General features: G+C 42.2%; 13 protein-coding genes and 1 riboswitch. Of the genes, 8 read left to right on the top strand and 5 right to left on the bottom strand.

What is annotated here, in order from left to right; genetic code table 11:
• Nucleotides 1-135 precede the first annotated feature (135 nt).
• The 6 genes from ATC1_RS02225 (at nt 136) to trxB (ending at nt 9,341) form a co-directional block, all read left to right on the top strand.
• Complete coding sequence (locus ATC1_RS02225) at nt 136-3,648, top strand: alpha-amylase family glycosyl hydrolase (RefSeq protein WP_062277958.1); 3,513 nt, start codon at nt 136-138, stop codon at nt 3,646-3,648.
• Complete coding sequence (locus ATC1_RS02230) at nt 3,645-4,553, top strand: SDR family oxidoreductase (protein WP_062277962.1); 909 nt, start codon at nt 3,645-3,647, stop codon at nt 4,551-4,553. Before ATC1_RS02225 ends, ATC1_RS02230 begins: the two co-directional genes overlap by 4 nt.
• A 127-nt stretch (nt 4,554-4,680) precedes the next feature.
• Nucleotides 4,681-6,072, top strand: coding sequence for a DUF3536 domain-containing protein (locus ATC1_RS02235; protein ID WP_062277965.1), 1,392 nt, complete (start codon nt 4,681-4,683; stop codon nt 6,070-6,072).
• Between the two features lie 176 nt (nt 6,073-6,248).
• Nucleotides 6,249-7,811, top strand: a complete 1,563-nt coding sequence (locus tag ATC1_RS02240) for a CapA family protein (RefSeq protein WP_062277967.1) — start codon at nt 6,249-6,251, stop codon at nt 7,809-7,811.
• The gene (locus ATC1_RS02245; RefSeq protein WP_062277969.1) at nt 7,811-8,425 is read left to right on the top strand and encodes a hypothetical protein; all 615 of its coding nucleotides are present in this window, start codon (nt 7,811-7,813) and stop codon (nt 8,423-8,425) included. Before ATC1_RS02240 ends, ATC1_RS02245 begins: the two co-directional genes overlap by 1 nt.
• Nucleotides 8,415-9,341, top strand: a complete 927-nt coding sequence (gene trxB, locus ATC1_RS02250) for a thioredoxin-disulfide reductase (protein WP_062277971.1) — start codon at nt 8,415-8,417, stop codon at nt 9,339-9,341. Before ATC1_RS02245 ends, trxB begins: the two co-directional genes overlap by 11 nt.
• A 184-nt stretch (nt 9,342-9,525) precedes the next feature.
• On the opposite strand, the gene ATC1_RS02255 is transcribed toward trxB, so the two are convergent.
• Nucleotides 9,526-10,497, bottom strand: coding sequence for an ROK family protein (locus ATC1_RS02255; protein ID WP_062277973.1), 972 nt, complete (start codon nt 10,495-10,497; stop codon nt 9,526-9,528).
• Between the two features lie 373 nt (nt 10,498-10,870).
• Here ATC1_RS02255 and ATC1_RS02260 point away from each other — a divergent pair, with 373 nt between their 5' ends.
• Nucleotides 10,871-11,734 carry a substrate-binding domain-containing protein gene (locus tag ATC1_RS02260; RefSeq protein WP_062277976.1) on the top strand — a complete coding sequence of 288 codons (864 nt, stop codon included), beginning with the start codon at nt 10,871-10,873 and terminating at the stop codon, nt 11,732-11,734.
• Nucleotides 11,735-12,002: 268 nt separating this feature from the next.
• A riboswitch (SAM riboswitch) is annotated at nt 12,003-12,107 on the top strand.
• A gap of 66 nt (nt 12,108-12,173) precedes the next feature.
• Nucleotides 12,174-13,388 (top strand): methionine adenosyltransferase, encoded by a 1,215-nt coding sequence (gene metK, locus ATC1_RS02265; protein ID WP_082174621.1) that lies wholly within the window; start codon nt 12,174-12,176, stop codon nt 13,386-13,388.
• 1,031 nt (nt 13,389-14,419) lie between these two features.
• Here the strand turns inward: metK and ATC1_RS02275 are convergent.
• The 4 genes from ATC1_RS02275 to ATC1_RS02290 all read right to left on the bottom strand — a co-directional run bounded on the left by ATC1_RS02275 (nt 14,420) and on the right by ATC1_RS02290 (nt 19,006).
• Nucleotides 14,420-16,189, bottom strand: a complete 1,770-nt coding sequence (locus ATC1_RS02275) for a hypothetical protein (protein ID WP_062277980.1) — start codon at nt 16,187-16,189, stop codon at nt 14,420-14,422.
• Nucleotides 16,173-17,423, bottom strand: a complete 1,251-nt coding sequence (locus ATC1_RS02280; RefSeq protein ID WP_062277982.1) for a trypsin-like peptidase domain-containing protein — start codon at nt 17,421-17,423, stop codon at nt 16,173-16,175. Before ATC1_RS02280 ends, ATC1_RS02275 begins: the two co-directional genes overlap by 17 nt.
• 184 nt (nt 17,424-17,607) lie before the next feature.
• Nucleotides 17,608-18,162, bottom strand: a complete 555-nt coding sequence (locus tag ATC1_RS02285; protein ID WP_062277984.1) for a hypothetical protein — start codon at nt 18,160-18,162, stop codon at nt 17,608-17,610.
• A 13-nt stretch (nt 18,163-18,175) separates the two neighbouring features.
• Complete coding sequence (locus ATC1_RS02290) at nt 18,176-19,006, bottom strand: NYN domain-containing protein (RefSeq protein WP_082174622.1); 831 nt, start codon at nt 19,004-19,006, stop codon at nt 18,176-18,178.
• Nucleotides 19,007-19,047: the final 41 nt, after the last annotated feature.

Here is a 19,047-nt window from a genome sequence, read left to right on the forward strand (position 1 = left end):
TTGGAATTACATCCGTTCTGATCCTGTAGCATCTCTTAATTGAAAAAGTCGGCGGATCAGATTTTTCCCTATATATGTTTCGGATTGCTGATCAAACATACGTTTCGATTTTTATCTTTTTCTTGAGGTGGTTTTATGATGGAATTTCATGTATCTCATCAATCCAGAAAACGTTATCAGTTTGATTTGAAAATGTTCAGTTATGACGGCAATGTGATCTTTGCCGATTTCATGGCTGCGCGAGAATTTGCTCAAAAAATTAACGGAATTCGGATCCAGGAAGGCGTTTTACCACAGGTTTATCCGGGTGTCCTGAATGCGTTGGGATTGGTTGATGAAATACTCCACTTCATGATTGATAGCTATCGGCGGGAATTTTGTCCGAATTTGCAAATTGCTGCCTATGAATGGCTGGAACGAAATTTGGGACAGCAGACTTTGCATGAGACGCTGGAAGCGTTCTGTATCGAGTTTCCGCCATCCGATGTGTATCAGGCGAAAAAGACGGTACAGGAATATCTTTCGGATACGAACCCGAAAGGGAAGATGAACCGCTATGAGGTCATCGAAGAAATTTTGGTCTTATGGATCACCAATCGCAATCCGGCAGCCATGAATCCGTTTGGTGAACTGCTGGATGAGAAGAACCTGATCATGCATTCATCCTATAGCAAGGTCATTTTTGAATTGAATCGCTTTTTCCAGACGTTGCCAAAAATTGATGATTTAACGTTGATTGAATACTTGCGCCTGCCCGCAATCACCCATCCGGATTCGCTTTTTGATCAGCTCGATTACATGCGTCTCCATTGGTCGGTGATGCTGGGTGAGTTTCTGCGCCGGCTGTTGACATCGTTGGACTGGATGAAAGAGGAAGGCAAAGAACATGGTTTTGGCGGACCTGGGCCGATTGAGATTCCGGTTTACACTGGTCCTGATAGTAGTAATGCGGATGAGGGTTACGAATATGAAGCGTTCAGCCAGGACAAAGAATGGATGCCACGGCTTGTGTTAATTGCCAAGAATACCTATGTTTGGCTGGATCAACTATCTAAAAAATACGGGCATACGATTTCAAAACTGAATGAAATTCCGGATGAGGAACTGCGAATTTTACGGGATGAGGGTTTTACAGGCCTTTGGTTGATCGGCTTGTGGGAACGTTCCAAAGCATCTGCAGCGATCAAACGGTATTGCGGCAATCCGGAAGCAATTGCCTCTGCCTATTCTCTGGCAGATTACCGGATAGCAGATGACCTGGGCGGTGAGGCTGCGTTTGAGGAGTTCAAACGAAAAGCTTGGCGATTTGGAATCCGTCTTGCCAGCGACATGGTTCCTAACCATATGGGAATCGATTCCAATTGGGTGATTTATCATCCTGATCGGTTCCTTTCTCTGCCGCAAAGCCCATTCCCTTCCTACACGTTCAACGGTCCGAATTTATCTCCGGATCCCAATATTGGAATTTATATTGAAGACCATTATTACACGCGAGAGGATGCAGCGGTTGTTTTCCAGCGAGTCGATTACAACACCGGAAATGTACAGTATATCTATCACGGAAACGACGGCACCACTATGCCATGGAATGATACTGCCCAGTTGAATTATCTGAGCCCGGAAGTTCGGGAAGCCGTGATTCAGACCATTATTCAAGTGGCAAAGCGTTTTCCCATCATCCGTTTTGACGCGGCAATGACACTGGCGAAAAAGCATTATCAGCGCCTTTGGTTCCCAGAGCCGGGAACAGGAGGGGATATTGCTACGCGTTCTGAGTTTGGTTTAACGAAAGCTGATTTTGACAAACTATTTCCTGTAGAGTTCTGGCGAGAGGTTGTGGACCGTATGGCAACAGAAGCCCCTGACACATTGCTGCTGGCGGAAGCTTTCTGGCTGATGGAAGGATATTTTGTCCGAACTTTGGGAATGCATCGCGTTTATAATAGCGCGTTTATGAACTTGCTGCGCAATGAGGACAATGCGCAATATCGCATCCTCTTAAAAACAACACTGGAGTATGATCCGGATATTTTGAAACGATACGTGAATTTTATGAATAATCCGGATGAAAAAACCGCGGTTGAACAATTTGGCAAGGGCGATAAATACTTTGGAATTTGCGTGCTGATGGCGACCATGCCGGGTCTGCCAATGTTCGGACATGGTCAGATTGAAGGATTCTCCGAAAAGTATGGTATGGAATACCGTAAAGCTTATTGGGATGAACCGGTTGATCAGGACCTGTTGCGCCGACACGAACGAGAAATTTTCCCGCTGCTCCATCAAAGACGTCGTTATGCTGAAGTTACGCACTTTGTACTTTACAATTTTGCGTCCGGTTATGGAAATGTAGATGAAAATGTCTTTGCTTATTCCAATTACGGGGAAGAACGCCATAATCTGGTGATTTATAACAATCGTTTTGGCGATTCCAGCGGGTATATCAAGCAGTCCGTGCCTTTTATGGTAAAAAACAACGGCGATAAACACATGGAGACGCGGACAATCGCAGACAGTCTCGGACTGCATGACGATCCGGAATATTATGTCGTTATGCAGGATGCGATTCGGAATCTGAGTTATGTGCAGCCATCCCAAAAAATATGTCATGAAGGATTCTATTTTGATCTGCACGCCTATCAATATGCTGTGTTCAATGAGATCTATGAAGTTCAGGATGATGCGTTGGGCACCTGGAAAAAATTGTATCAGTGGCTGAATGGAAATGGAACTCCCGATGTCAACGATTCGATTCAAGAGTTGACACTCCATTTTGTGCTGGAACCCTATCGTAATTGCTTCCATGGCAATAAGCTGCGCTGGCTGCAATCACAAATCGGATTTGATCGCGAGACGAATAACTGGACTGAAATTAAAAATGGGACCTGGCCGGATTTTGAAAAACTGGTTCAAGCTTTTCATACCTATTACGATCTTGAACGATCGACTGATGGATTATTTACAATTTACACGCATGGTATCGGAGAATTGTTGACAAAACCGAATCTGAAAAAAATTCCGTCCATGTTGAACTATAACGTATTGCTTGATACGCTGACAGAGATGGTCGAGAATAATCCCTGTTTATGGAATATCATTTTCGTCAGCTTGCAGGAACATTTGCTGACAACTTTTTCTCAATCGGATAATCCTGAACAAAGTCCGAAAAATATTCTGGATGATTGGAATTTGCAGAAAACACAAACCCGGATTTTACATGAAGCCGGATGGTATGATGTTTCAATCAGCGATCAGATTATTCTGATTCATTGGATCTGCCAATCACTGGATCAGATTAAAAAATGGACACTGGAAACACTGGAAACAGATTTAGATCATTTGCTTTTGCGAGAAGATATTCAGCGGTTTTTGAAATTAAACCTCTATGACGGAGTCCTTTGGTTCAACAAGGAATCTGCTGCGACATTGCAGAAACTGATTTGGATGTTGGGTTATTACCAGGATGTTTTCGACGTGCATGGATCAGCTTCGAAACAGATGGAATCCGTTCAACTGATGAAGAAAGCAGCGGAAATTCTGGCTGCGCGAGTATCCACTTCTGATTTCCATTATAAAGCGCTCCTATCGGGGAAAGCATCCAGTCCGCATTTTGAGAATCTTCAACCAGATAATTCCAAAAACGCATGATATTGGTGACGGGTGGAACAGGATTTATTGGACAGGTTTTAGTCCGGCAACTGGTTTCTCTGGGCTATCCGGTGCGATTGTTATTGAATCCATCCATGGTTTCTCCGCATATCCCACGAGGTGTGCCGGTCGATGTTGCCATTGCAGGAATTCAGGATGAACGGAATCTTCGTGCTGCAATGAAAGGAGTCCGCACGATTTTTCATTTAATCGGGACTGAGTGGAACGGCATTAATGCTGATTATCTGAATACGGATATCCAATCGGCTGATATGTTTTCAAAAGTCGCTTCCCAGATGAAAGTTGAGCGATTTTTTTATCTTAGTCATATTGGCGCTGATAAGTCATCGGCTTATAGTGTGCTGAAAGCCAAGGCAATGGCAGAAGCGGCTATTCGTAACAGCGGTGTTCCTTTTACAATTCTTCGTTCAGCGGTTGTTTACGGTCCGGGAGACCATTTTACAGAATCTTTTGCACGATATATTCATGCGATTCCCGGGATGATTCTACTGCCTGGAAAAGGAGAGAGCAGAATCCAGCCGATATGGGTTGAGGATCTGGTTACCTGTCTTCTTTTATGTCTGGATACTGAAAAAACTGTTTTTCAGACACTGACCATTGGCGGGATGGAAGTCCTAACTATCCATCAGTGTATCGAATTAATCTTATCCAAAATGGGAAAAAAGAAGCGTATCGTCCATATTCCTCCGCCCGGTTTGAGAACCATAATTGTTGCTCTCGAACAATGGTTTTCAAATTTTCCCCGAATGTATTTTTGGATGGAATATCTGGCTGAGGATCGGATAACCGCTTTAGACGTCTTGCCGAGAGAATTTGGCCTGATGCCTACCCGGATGAGTCAAAATTTGTCCTATCTGGAAAATTACAATAATAAATATAGATAATAATTATTGAAAAAATATCTAATAGCAAAAAAAAAGGATAAATCGGGAATTTTTTTCGAAAATCTTTTCGTTTTCTGCTTTATCGACTATAATCGGGTCATAGTCTAAAAGATAAGGGCGTTGTTTAATGAAGAAACAAGCTTTTTGTGTCCATGGACATTTCTATCAGCCTCCGAGAGAAAATCCATTTACCGGTATGATCCCTGTTGAACCTGGTGCTGCTCCGTTCAGCAATTGGAATGAAAAAATCCTTCAGCAATGTTATCGTCCCAATGCTGTTGAGGGTAATTTTGGACGGATCAGTTTTGATATTGGCCCGACGTTGGCGACCTGGATGGAAAAGAGCAATCCAGAAGTGATGCAGATGATTGTCGATCAGGAGCGTTCGGTTTATGAGAAATTCGGCGTCAGCAATGGAATGGCACAATCCTACAATCACACCATTCTGCCGTTAGCCACCCGAGAAGATAAAATTACTCAGGTTAAATGGGGAATTGCTGATTTTGAGAACCGCTTCGGTCATGAACCGCTTGGTATGTGGGCGCCGGAAACCGCGGTGGATACAGAAACGCTCTCCGTTTTTGCTGATTGCGGAATCCAGTATACGATATTGGCTCCATGGCAGGCGAAAACGATTACCGATCTGGACATTTCCAAACCATATTGGGTGGATTTGCCAGGAAATCAGCGGATTGCGGTTTTTTTCTATGGCGCAGGGATCAGTTCGAAAGTCAGCTTTCTTCCGGAAAGCACGGTCAATGCTGATGGTTTTGTTTTTCATGAATTACTGCCATTTTTCCCCGAGAATTCCAGAAAGGAACGGTATTATCTGATCGCATCAGATGGTGAATTATACGGTCATCATCAACCATTCCGTGACAAATTTCTGGAGTGGCTGACAACCGGTGCGCTTGAGAATCATGATCTGGAGATTATTTTTCCGGCAGTCTGGCTTCAAAAATTTCCACCGGAAAAGAGTATCAAGATTCGAGAGAATACATCCTGGAGCTGCCATCATGGCGTGAAACGCTGGGCGACCGTATGCCCCTGTTCGGAACATGGTGAATGGAAAGCCCCACTTCGAAGGGCTTTCAATAAGATTGCTGAGATCATCGATTCTGAAATGCAGGAAGCGCTCAAGCCTTATGGATGGGATCTGCTCGATTTCCGCAACGAATATGCCTCGGTTCTGACTCATTGGGAAACACCGGAAGAATTATTGGAACGACTGATGGAAAAAAGACTGGATGCAATTGAAGAAACAAAATTTGTAAAACTGATGCAGTCACAATATGAGCGGCAACGCATGTTTACTTCCTGCGGCTGGTTTTTTGGTGATTTTGACCGTTTAGAAGCACAAAACGATATCTCTTATGCTGCACGTGCAATTGATCTTCTTGAACAAGCTATCGGAAAAGAATACCGTAAACAGGTGGGAAAATATTTATCAAAAGCAGAAAGCTGGAATTCCGGACTAAAAGCCAGCACAGTTTTTAATAATATGTTTAAAGTAAAATAACAGTCTGTACTCAGTAATTCGAAGTTCAGACTTACAATTCGAACCAATCGGGAAATCCTTGTAGTTGAGATGCTTATACACGAAGCATATAAGCCCTCTCAACAACAAGGAATCCTCTTTATATTTCGAATTGTTGATTTCAGCGGAAAAAAGATATCCATTTATAATTTCCTGATATGAAGCTAACAATAAAAATATGCGGTTTATATTTCCTTTTAATATTGGCTTTATCCTGGTCAGAAGTCAGTGCACAATCATTGCAGACCTGGATCGATCCGGCATTGCCTTCAAATGGAAAGGAAATGCTTTCTTCTGAGATAAGAATAGCCTCCGACCGAGATACAGCGGATTGCAGGATCGAATTGGCATCCGATCCGAATCTGGACCCAAACAGCGTTACGATTCGTTGGGTGTATGTACTTGCTGCCCCCTATGCAACCCCGATCGATGATATATCTCTGCAAGCAGTACAAAAAGTATGGCATGGTGAGACAGACACTGTCATTTCACAATTTGTACTTGATGAAGAAACTTATCACGTTTTCTCAAAAAATTGGGGTGAAGCCGATCCGGATACGGTGAAAGTGCTATCGAAAGATGCGCTTCTGGCTGAGACCTGGCAAAAGGATGCCGTCTGGGCAATTATTCCGTTTGAAGCGATGGATCCGCGTTGGAAAATGATTCAGGTTGATGGAACCAGTCCTTTTGACATTGATTTTGATCCGGAACGCTATGCGCTATCAGTTGTCTGGCAGTTCCGGCCGCGAAACAAAATCAGACCATGTGCGTTTTCACTGCCAAAATCGAATTTCGACCGGGGAAAAATGACTTCATTGACGCTGACCGGTACAACTGCAATGGTTCGCCAACTGGCATATCATATTGAGGAGGATGGTCTGTTGTATCCCGTAAAGAATATCGCAGCAGTCTTATCCGCCTCAGATATAACGCATGTCAGTAACGAAGTTTCCTTTTCGTTAGATTGTCCTCCAGCAGTGCCTTTACGGCGCGAAGCGCGTTTTTGTTCTGATCCGCGTTATATTCGTATTCTTGAAGCGATCGGCGCTGATGTGATCGAATTAACTGGAAATCACGTGCTTGATTGGGGCACGGAACCGTTTCTCTATTCGCTTGATTTGTATCATAAAAAAGGATATCAGGTTTATGGAGGTGGTTTAAATGCCGATGAAGGACAGAAACCAGTGTTTTTTGAACATCATGGGAATCGGATCGCGATCCTCGGCTGCAATGCGATTGGACCGGAAAACATACTTGCCGGATCTGATACACCCGGTGCCGCTCCATGTGACCTTGAAAAGATGAAACAGCAGATCACTGATCTGAAGGATGCTGGCTGGCTGGTTGTTGTTACTTTTCAACATCTGGAGTGGCCTTATTATGATGTGACTCCTCTCCAGAGTCATGATTTCTATGAAATTGCAGAAACAGGTCCGGCGATTATCAGCGGCAGCCAGGCACACATTCCTCAGGGCATGACATTTGTGGGAAAAACTTTCATCCATTTCGGCCTGGGCAATTTATTATTTGATCAAATGTCCGATGTGGAACGTGATTCGTTTTTTGACCGGCATTATTTTTATGACGGACGTTACATCGGTAATGTATTAGAAACGATTCGACTCGAAAATTATTCTCAGCCGCGCTTTCTGCAGGCTGATGAGAGAGAATCATTTCTTGCGATGATCTTTGATACTTGTTCCTGGAATCGAGTTTTTTAATGGATCTGAAAAAAAGATTCTTTCGTTTATTATGGGTTCTGATCTTAATCATCGGCGTTGTATTGATGATTTATTTGGCTCAAAAAAAGGCGGACAATCCGGAAGCGGTCATCCGAAAATTTTTTGATGCCATTCGCACCAATCAACTGCAGGAAGTCTCCAATTATCTCGTAACCGATGATTTCCAAGTAGAGGAGCCTGCAAACGCTCTTGGAAACGCGATTCGTTCTAATATTCAGATCATAAAAATCGATTCTATTGTCAGTTCAGACAACGCTGGTTATACTGCAGATGTAACCTTGGAAGTTTTGGATGTCCGGCAGATTATGAGCCGGGCAACATTGCAGATGATGCTTTTAAGTCAGGGAAAAACCGATCAGGAGAAATTCGATGCTGACCGCGAACTGTCAGCAATCTATGATGCAATCCTGGGAAGTGGTTCACTCCCTAAAAAACAGACATTCTGCAATCTCACACTCGAAAAAAAGAATGGCAGGTTGAAGATTCTTCCGAATGAATCACTCCAAAAAATACTGGACGGAGAAATGTCTGAAAATCTGCAGTTTATTGAAACAATTATGAAAAATGGGGCGACGGATCAAAATGACAACTGAAAAAAATAAAATACCTTGCAAAGTGCTGATCATTGGCTCCGGGCCTGCCGGACTATCTGCTGCAATTTATACGGCACGAGCCGGTTTGGAGACGATTGTTCTGACAGGTCCAACGCTGGGCGGACAGATTTCTCTGACATCGGAAATTGAGAACTATCCAGGTTTCCCTGACACCTTATCGGGCGTGGAACTGATTGAAAAATTTCAAACTCAGGCAGAGCGGTTTGGCGCCAAATTCGCTTATGATTCTTCCATCCGAGTTGATTTTTCAAAACGACCTTTTATGGTTGAAGCGGAAGGAGCCGTTTATTTTCCGGAAAATGTGATTTTAGCTACCGGATCAAAAGCGATATCGTTGGATATTCCGGGAGAAAAAGAATTTATTGGACGTGGTGTCTCCTATTGTGCAACCTGCGACGGTTTTTTCTATCGGGGGAAGAATGTTGCTGTCGTTGGCGGAGGAAACTCTGCAGTTGAAGAAGCGATTTTCCTGACACACTTTGCCAGCAGCGTAACGATTGTTCATCGTCGGGATTCTTTGCGGGCTGACCAAATAATTCAAAAAAGAGCGATGGAAAACCCGAAAATTCATTTTCTCTGGGACACTGTCATCACGGAGATAAGCGGAAAAGACCGACTGGAAGAAGTTCATATTAAAAATATTAAAACTGGAGAGACCGGGACAATGGCTTTTGACGGTCTGTTTGTTTTTATCGGCAATAAACCTGTCTCCGACCTATATGAAGGTCAGCTTGAGATGGAAAATGGTTTCGTGAAAGTCGATCCGTATATGCGGACTAATATTCCTGGCGTATATGCGGCAGGAGAAACGACGGATGCATATTATCGTCAGGTTATTATTTCAGCCGGACTGGGAGCAATGGCTGCAATCTCTCTTATTAAGGAAAATAATTGATTTAGGGAACCAAATCAAACTGAATAAAAAAAAGAGAACAGATGGATGTTCATCCAATAATTTGAAAAAAAGAATCAATATGGAAAAACTTGTTGTGATGTTTTTGCACAAAGCACAAAAACATCACAACAATATAGAATTTTCCTATTATTTCGAATAATTATCTATCAGCACTCTCTAAATTTTATTTTTGAATTCGATTTTCAGCCCACATAGAAGCGCCGATAACACCTGCATTATTGCCTAATTCCGCCTGAACGATTTCAATTCTGTCCATAGGAACAAGGAAAACGCGTTCTTGAATGGCTTTTCGCATGGGAGCAAACAACAGTTCGCCCGCCTGTGCTATTCCACCGCCAATCACGATTTTCTGCGGTTCCAATGTCACGATTGAGTTCGCTATGGCGATTCCGAGATAATATCCGGCATTTTCGTAAATCGTACGGGCTATCGTATCCCCTTTCATGGCGGCGTTATATACTACTTCCGGAGTCATTTTATTCAGATCATAGCCAACCATTTCTCCGAGGATCGTGGTTCCGCCATGAGAAATTGCTTTCAGAGCAGCAGCTTTTATTGCAGGACCGGATGAGTATTGTTCCAGACAGCCATGATTACCGCAATTGCAGAGTGGCCCGTTTGGATCCACTGTCATATGTCCTAATTCTCCTGCCTGGCCGGAATTGCCGAGAACAAGCTGATTATTGACGACGATTCCGCCACCGATTCCTGTCCCAAGCGCATAACAAACCAGAGACTGACAGCCTTTTCCAGCTCCAAACTTGAGTTCACCCCAGGTGATGGCACGTACGTCATTTATCAGAAAGGCAGGAATGCCGGTTTTTTCTTTGATAATTGGGGCAACTGGAACGTTAATCCAATGCCCCGGCAAATTGGTGATGAACGTCGTCAATCCGCTTTCAAAATCCATCATCCCTGGAACACCGATTCCGATTCCTTGAATGTCGTCCGATTTCAGTTTCGATTTTTCGATAATATCTTTGAAAAGATTTGCCATTCGCAGTAAAACTGCTTCATAACCTTCATGTGCCATCGTCGGGATTATGGTCAGGCTGTTGACTTCTCCGGTCACCGAGTTGACAACTGCTGCCCGTAAATTTGTACCACCCAGATCACAACCAATAAAATAACCCATTTCAGCCTCGATCACAAAAAAGATAAAAAAGATTTCTTAATTCTTCTTGCAAGTATTTATAGAAATAACTGCGATATTGCTATTTATTCTACCCGATTCCAGCCTGATCTTAAAACTTTCTTCTATCCTGGTCCAGCAGTTCGAAATATAAACCAACCTTTCGAATCAATCGAGAAAACTTGATATTGTATTTTTCCCTCTGTATATAACCAATAAAACAAATACCTTTTCCTCAATCCAAAAAAATCCGCAGTTCAAACAACTGCAAATGAATCGAAAAAACTCCTTTTTACATTTTTTTTACAGTTTCAATCTCAATCCCTTTACTTTTATTTTGTATGATTGATTTAAATTTGAATAGGAGAAAAAGAAAATGAAAAAAATCGTAATATTCCTGGTAACAACAATTTTCGCCGTATCCATTGGTGGATTTGCTTATCCTAAGGCTCAATTCGATCCCGATAATGATATTAGTGTGGTTTCACGCGAAGATGGTTCAGGCACACGCGGCGCTTTCATTGAATTGTTTGGAATTGAACAAAAGGACGCGGATGGAAATAAACACGATCTGACGACCGTTGAAGCCATCATCACGAACAGCACATCCGTTATGATGACTGCCGTCGCAGGCAACCCTTACGCAATTGGCTACGTTTCCCTCGGATCTTTAAACAATACCGTTAAACCGATAAAAATCGATGGGGTGGATGCATCGGTTGAAAACATTCTGAATGATTCCTATAAGATTTCACGTCCGTTTCATATAGCTGTAAAGGATGGCATTTCTGAAACTGCACAGGATTTCATTAATTTCATACTGAGTACTGAAGGACAGGCTGTTGTTGAGGAAACCGGATATATTGCTGTTGCCGGTGAACATGCATATGCAGGAAATCAGCCGGAAGGCAAAGTCATTGTTGCCGGATCCTCTTCAGTTACACCGGTGATGGAAAAGTTAAAAGAGGCTTACCTGCTTGTCAATCCGAATGCATCCATCGAGATTCAGCAAAGTGATTCAACAACGGGAATGACCTCAACGATTGAAGGTGTTTGCGAAATTGGAATGGCATCCAGAGCTTTAAAAGATAGTGAGCTGGAGGCAGGTTTGATCCCGACAGTTATCGCAAAAGATGGAATTGCAGTGATTGTCAACCATGAGAATCCAGTTGAGACACTGACCGTCGATCAGGTGCGATCCATTTTTACCGGTGAACTGACCGAATGGTCTGAATTGTAATAACCATATTTGACTTCTAAAAAAGATTCCATGTTTGCCTCAATAAAAAGGTGAACATGAATTTTTTTTGATTTAAAGAAAGTATTCCCATTATATTTTCCTTGAGAAGCACAAACAAAAATGGATCGATTCAACATAAAAAAACTATTTTCTGCATCATACATGAAGAGAAAATTCTCTTTGTCATACCGATGTTTTTCGCAGTTTGACAAGGAGGTGCGATTATGTTTTAATAGGGAAAGTAAAAATTAAATAGCCCCTGAAGGCGCTCTTATCCAGAGAGGTGGAGGGACCGGCCCATCGAAACCTCGGCAACCTGATTAATTTCAAGGTGCCAAATCCGGCAGAAGAAAGAAAATCTGGAAGATAGGAGGGCAAGATACAAGATTATCCCAACCCCCTTGATTTCAAAGGGGGTTTTTATTATGAAGGAGAAAATATGTCAACGTTTATGAATTCACCGAAATTTCTGTTCACATCGGAATCTGTCACAGAAGGTCATCCGGATAAGATGTGTGATCAGATCAGCGATGCAGTGCTGGATGCTTGCCTGGCACAAGATCCATTTTCGCGTGTGGCTTGTGAAACTGCCACTAAAACCGGTTATGTCATGGTTTTTGGCGAAATAACCACAAAAGCTTTTGTCAATTTTGATGAGTTGGTCCGCAAGATCGTATTAAGTATTGGTTATGACAGCAGTGAAAAATGTTTTGATGGACATACTTGCGGGATCATCTCAGCGATTTCAACGCAGTCCCCTGATATTGCACTGGGTGTGGACAAATCGCTCGAAGCAAAAAAAGGCGAATTAAATGGATCCGGAACAGAGGATGTCGGTGCGGGTGATCAGGGAATGATGTTCGGATATGCTTGCAACGAAACAGATGTATTGTTGCCGTTGCCAATCTTTCTGGCACATCGGCTTGCTGAGAAATTGACTGAGGTTCGAAAGTCGGGAGTTCTTCCCTGGGTTTATCCGGATGGAAAAAGTCAAGTGACAGTTGAATATGCTTATGGTAAACCGCGCAGAATTGACACAGTTGTGATCAGCACGCAGCATTCTGATTCCATGCGGAATAAACATGACGAAATCGAAGCAGCTATTAAAAAATATGTCATCGATCCGATTCTTCCCAAAGAACTGGTTGATTCTGATATGAAAGTATATGTCAATCCGACCGGTGAATTCATTGTCGGTGGACCTCAGGGTGATTCCGGATTGACCGGACGCAAAATCATTGTTGATACGTATGGCGGCATGGGACGTCATGGCGGCGGTTGCTTCAGTGGAAAAGACTGCACAAAAGTGGATCGTTCTGCCGCTTATGCAGCCCGCTGGGTTGCCAAGAATATCGTGGCGGCAGGTATTGCCGACCGTTGTGAAATCCAGCTTTCCTATGCAATCGGTGTATCCAAACCGATTAGTATTAATGTTGAAACTTTTGGTACTGGCAAAATTTCTGACGAAAAAATCTCAGAAATTATCCATGCTAATTTCGATCTGCGCCCGGGTGCGATTATTCGTGATTTGAATCTGCGCAGACCTATTTATCAGAAAACCGCTTCCTATGGTCATTTTGGACGGGAAGATGATAGTTTCACCTGGGAAAAGACAAATAAAGCTGAAACACTGCGAAAAGCAGCAGGATTGTAAACGATTTATCAACAAAAAAACGCCGGAATTTAAGATCCGGCGTTTTTTTTTGTTGACAGCATGTGGATTAAAGGTCCATTCGTCAACAAATTTCATCGTTTTTCGGTGGATTTCTTGTTACTTCTTTGTGGATGATGCAAGAATTCAACTTATTGGCCAGCTTTTTGAATCAATCGTGAAAGCCGGTTTGTTTTTTTGCATAATTCGAAGAATCATAAGAAATCCTCCCCTTTATTTATAAATTGTTGACATCCGTTTTTTTTTGTGGATAGATTGTGGAGGAATGAAGAATTTATCCATATAAATCAAGTAGATATGGTGGATTACTGGTTTATTGTTTGTGGATGATGGGATTGACTTTTCAAATCGAGTAAGAAAATTTATTGTTCCAATGGTTTTACACGAAGCGCAAAACCATTGGAACAATTATGAATCCTTTTCATATTTCGAATTACTGCTGAAATAACCGTTTTCTTCAATTTTCCGGAAAAAATCTGTGGGTATTTTGTTGAAGATTTTATTTCTCTTGTTGATTTATTGTGTTTTCCCAAAAGGATTTGGTGGATAATTTTCCTGAATATGTGGAAAGAATTGCTGAAAAAATGTGGATGATTTCTTAACTTTATCAGATCGGCAGTACATTGATCATAAAAGCACGTTGCTTCTGTAATTGGTTCATAAAAATTCAAGCCTTATTGATGTATTGGATCAGAAATGTTCATAAGACGTTGAAAGAACGTTGATATACAACCAGATCATTAAGGAATACCTGTGGACAATTTACAAAAACCGTTGAAAACAGGCCTTGTTTTGTTGATTTTTTTGTTTATAATGCGGATCTTAGGAAAATCTTACTCTTGATGATCGAGTTTTCCAGTTGTGGATAAGCGATTCGCAAGATGGGAAGAATGATTTGTTGTTGTGTTATTTATGCGCTCTGCGCATAAGTAACACGATATCAATTTCTCTTTCTTTTGTAAAAGAAATTCCATTTTTCAAATTATTAACTGTGGATCATTTCAAAATAAAAATCAACGAAATCTGGGAAGGATCTTGAAAAAATTAATGGTCAATTGAGCAAGATAAATACTGGAAGCCAGAAGCCAGGCACTTATCTGTATCCATTTTTTTTGAAAGAAAGCATGAGTTTTCCCAGATTGAATTGCCAGCGGAATGCTGAAAATGGTTCCCATCAACGGAAGTAATACGGGCAGTACATATTGGGTCGATTTCACTGCAACGAAAAAGATCAGATATCCGCCAATCATAAGAAACCAGAAGAATTCCATCCGATGAGCAAGCTGAAATTTGCCATAAAAACAGCCAAATAATAGAGATGCGATCAAAAAGAAAAAGCAGAACATCTCTGTATAATGATCCTCAAACGCAGGGTACCAGGCATCCCATCCGGGACGATAGTCGTTTCGCGGATCATAATCTCCAGCGTAACCTTCGGCCATTTCACCGGATTTTTCCTGCATAATTTCAACCATTCTGTCTCTTGCATCAGCCCGGAATAAAAATGGATCGACAAACAGGACTGTCGCACACATCAATACAAAAAAAATGAATCCCCTGAAAATTGCAGTTCGAAATCGAAGGTTCTTTTTCGACAATCCCATTATCAGATATACGGCAACAGCCGTCACAAAGAAGAACCCGTAAAGGCGTGTTCCGATTGAAAGTCCGGTACATACTGCTGCAAGATAAAAATTTCTTCCAAATCGAAGCCGATCTCGCTGCAGAAAATAGAGGACCAGACAAACAAATAACAAGTTCAATCCATCCGGATGCCAAAATCCCTGATTGTTTTGAAGCGTTCCGGGAGTCAGCAACAGAAAAACAAAAACCGCAAGACTCAATAAAATATGATTGAAACGCGTAAATAACCAAGTAATGATCATACATGCCAGAATGACCGGGATGACTGAAACAAAAATTCGCAGCAGCGGTAAATTGATCGAAATCATATCGGGAAAATTCGCTCTATTGAGCAATTTCACCGGAAGAAGGACCAGTGCAGACCAGGCGTAAAACGGATATCCATAATGATAGTCTTCGTAAATAAACAGATGGTAAAGTGTTGCACTGAATGTCTCCCCTTCTTTCATCACATCCATCAATATCGGATAGATGACCACTTCATCTCCGCCGTAATGCTGAAATGCCTCAGGACTTTGCGTTCCATTTATATTGGATGGAATCAAAATCAGTATGTAAAGAATGGAAAATGCAACCAATACGAAAAGTACGGTCTTTTGATTTTTGGATAAGTCAGCAAAGCGCGGCAGCAATCGATATTTTTTTAAGAATTCGCCACCTCGAATCGATTGTGACTCATATCGTAAAAGAAGGACTGTGGCTTGAAGGAAAAATATCCCAAGCCATAGAATCTGCGGCCTGAGATTGGCGGGAATGAACAGCCAGGAAAACACAAATGACCAAATTGAAAGAAGCACTCCTGCGATGCAACCGATTAAAACAAAAAAAACATGGTCTCCTGTATGCAGAAAACGCTGATAGTCTTTTATAAAAGGATCGGTATCAGGCTTTTTTCTCAGGGACTGATGTGCTGACAAAAACAGCAAAACGACGACCAGTGTAATTGCACCCAGGATCAGTCTTTCATAAGAGAATCCCAGCAATTTTGCTGCGTCGGGTTCGGAAGGCTTCATAAAAGTAATCATGAGGACAACAAGACCTTCCACGGCAGTCAGTAGCGTCAACCGCTGCAGGTACGCTGAAGAAATCATATCGGATTGATGGTTCTTGAATTTGTGGTTCTCAGAGGCTGGATTCATCTCCACCTAATGTGACTGATAAGATTTGTTGTTTGCCATTGCGGTTCACTTCGATTGCAACCGTTTCATTCGGGCCGTATTTGAACAGACAGTTGTAAAAGGAACTTTGTTCGCCAATTGCGTAATCACCGATCTTCGTAATAATATCGTTTTCTTTCAAGCCACCACGATCTGCAGGACCTCCCCGAATGACTTCCATGATATAAATGCCGTGATCAACCGGCAATCGATAATTGGCTGCCATTCTTGGTGTGACATCTGCCCAACGAATACCCAAATAGGGCCTGCTGAAAGATCCTTTGGCGATGATTTGCTCAGAAATCAGTTTTACCGTTGTGGAGGGAATGGCGAAACCGAGCCCCTCAGCATAGGTCGATGTTGAACTGGATCCTCTGACAATCATCACATTAATTCCGATCACTTCTCCTGATAGATTGACCAGCGGACCTCCGGAATTACCCTGGTTGATCGCTGCATCCGTTTGAATCAAGTTTTCCATTTGATACCCGTTTTCTGTTTCCAAAAATCGTCCGGTTGCACTGATTACACCTACCGTGACTGTATTTTTGAAATTGCCTAAAGGGGATCCGATGGCAATGACCGTTTCTCCGGATTTTAGCCGATCAGAATTGCCGAGTTTCGCTACACCAGGCATTGTTCCTTCGACCTTAATGACAGCCAGGTCAGCGAATTCATCTGAGCTGATCAATTTACCTGGCAGCGTTGTCCCATCCGCCAGTTCTACTGAGAGCTCTGTCGCCTCAGAAACGACATGATTATTTGTCAAGATATATCCGTCCTTACTGATAATGACACCGCTGCCCATACTTGTGCTGGTTTGATTATAGCGATATCCAAACCATGACATAGCTGTACTCTGAATGTTCGCTGTGATGGTTACTACGGCAGGTCCAACTTTGTCAACCACATCGATGATTTCCGATTCAACATTTGAATAAGAAGTAACAACTTCAGCAGGATTTTCTGAAACCTTCTTCAAATCAGCCTTCAAATCGCTGATATCGTTTTGGATCGCTTGTATTGTTTCATCAGAAACAGGAGCGGATTGATTCTGCCGGGAAAAAGAAGAGAAAAGAAACACTCCCAGTGCGGCTGCACCGATCAAACCACCGATTATTGCAGCGAGGAGAATGGTCCAAAAGTTTGATTTCTTTTGCGGTTTTTTGCCTGGTTGATTTTCGGGTAAATAGATTGGATTATTATAGAATTCCATATTTTTTCCTTTTCTTCAATTCTAATCGCACTGAAAAAAGAAGAATTTAAATTTACATTAATATGATGAATAAAAAAATGGAATAAGTAACAGAACCACTTTTCGAAATTTGAAAGGGATTTTGAAACACGAATTCTCGGTGGATTTCAGCGATTTGATCCATTGGAAGAATGAATTGTTGAAATTATTTCAATTTTCTGCGCAGCCAGGCAAAGAAAAAGAAAACGGTTGATGCTGCCCAAAGCCAGCTGTATTGTCCAGGTCCTTTTTCACCAGTGCAAGCAGAATTTCTTTGAATGGAAAGCACCTGCCATTTATGCGGATTTTGTTGTACATGGCGGCTGCCGAATTTACCAAACATTTTTTCAGTTGTGATCGAGGAAAGCAGCAAATCCCGTTTCTCACCGGTTACAATCAGGGCATTGCCGCTGTACCAGCCATTCTTCATCCAGACTTGAATGGCAGAATTTGATAAAAGAACTTCAGTGCTCCGAATGTCTTCTTCTTTCTCCACGATTACAATCATCTCACCGGAAATCTCCTGATATTTCAATGGAATCATTTGATGATTTTCCATGAAGGTTAGAACCAGAGAATTCCCAATGTATTTCGGAATACTGTTCATGATTTTTCCCAATCCGGTTTTCCACATCCAGAGTTCTGTCTGGCGCTCTATCAGGAAAACTGCTTTTTGGAGGTTATTCTTATGAATCAGTTGGGAAATTTGATTGAATTTCAAAAGGAAGTCCTTTCTAACTCTTCATCCGAGCGTAGATTACAGAGGTTCCATCTGCTCCTTTTACCTCTTTTGTCTCAATATCATCCGGATACGCCTGGATCATGAGAGAGAGCCGTTTAAAGCCGAATGTTCGGGAATCAAACCCCGGATCCAACTGTTGCAGGTGATGCCCCAACGTCCCCAAAAATGCCCAGCCATTATCACGAACAGCAAGATCAAATGCGCTCCTTAATAAAGGCAGCGGATCTGGTGAACTATTATCTGTATCCGGCAGGATGGATGATGCGGGTTCAACTGTTTTTGTTTTTCTTTTGTGAGTAACAACATTGTTAATGCTTTTCAGCGGTTCTTTCGGAATAAGGTTTTCGGTATAAACGAACTGATCGCATGCATTGACGAATGCACGCGGTGTCGTCTTTTTCCCTACCCCCAGGACAAAAATTCCTTGCTCGCGGATTCTGGTTGCCAATCGGGTGTAATCGCTGTCGCTGGAGACAATACAAAAGGCGTCCACGGTTCCAGAATAAAAGATATCCATTGCATCAATGATCATCGCGCTGTCTGTTGCATTTTTGCCGACTGTATAACGAAATTGTTGGATCGGTTGGATGGCATGTGTCTGAAGGACATCTTTCCAGCCGCCCATGTTGGAAGCAGTCCAGTCCCCATAGATCCGTCGGATGGTTATCATTCCATATTTTGTTGTCTCAGCAAGAATTTTATCAATCAGGGCTGGCTGTGCATTATCTCCATCGATTAACATGGCGATTCTTTGGGTTGGCGTGACATCGGTGATATCACGAATTGTGAAACTGTTGTTTTGCAAATCAAAGTCTTTTGCCATGGTGTTTCCTTATGCTTTTTGATTATTATTTTTCATAATCC

This window comes from Flexilinea flocculi, assembly GCF_001192795.1.
In the GTDB taxonomy this organism is placed as follows: Bacteria; Chloroflexota; Anaerolineae; order Anaerolineales; family Anaerolineaceae; genus Flexilinea; species Flexilinea flocculi.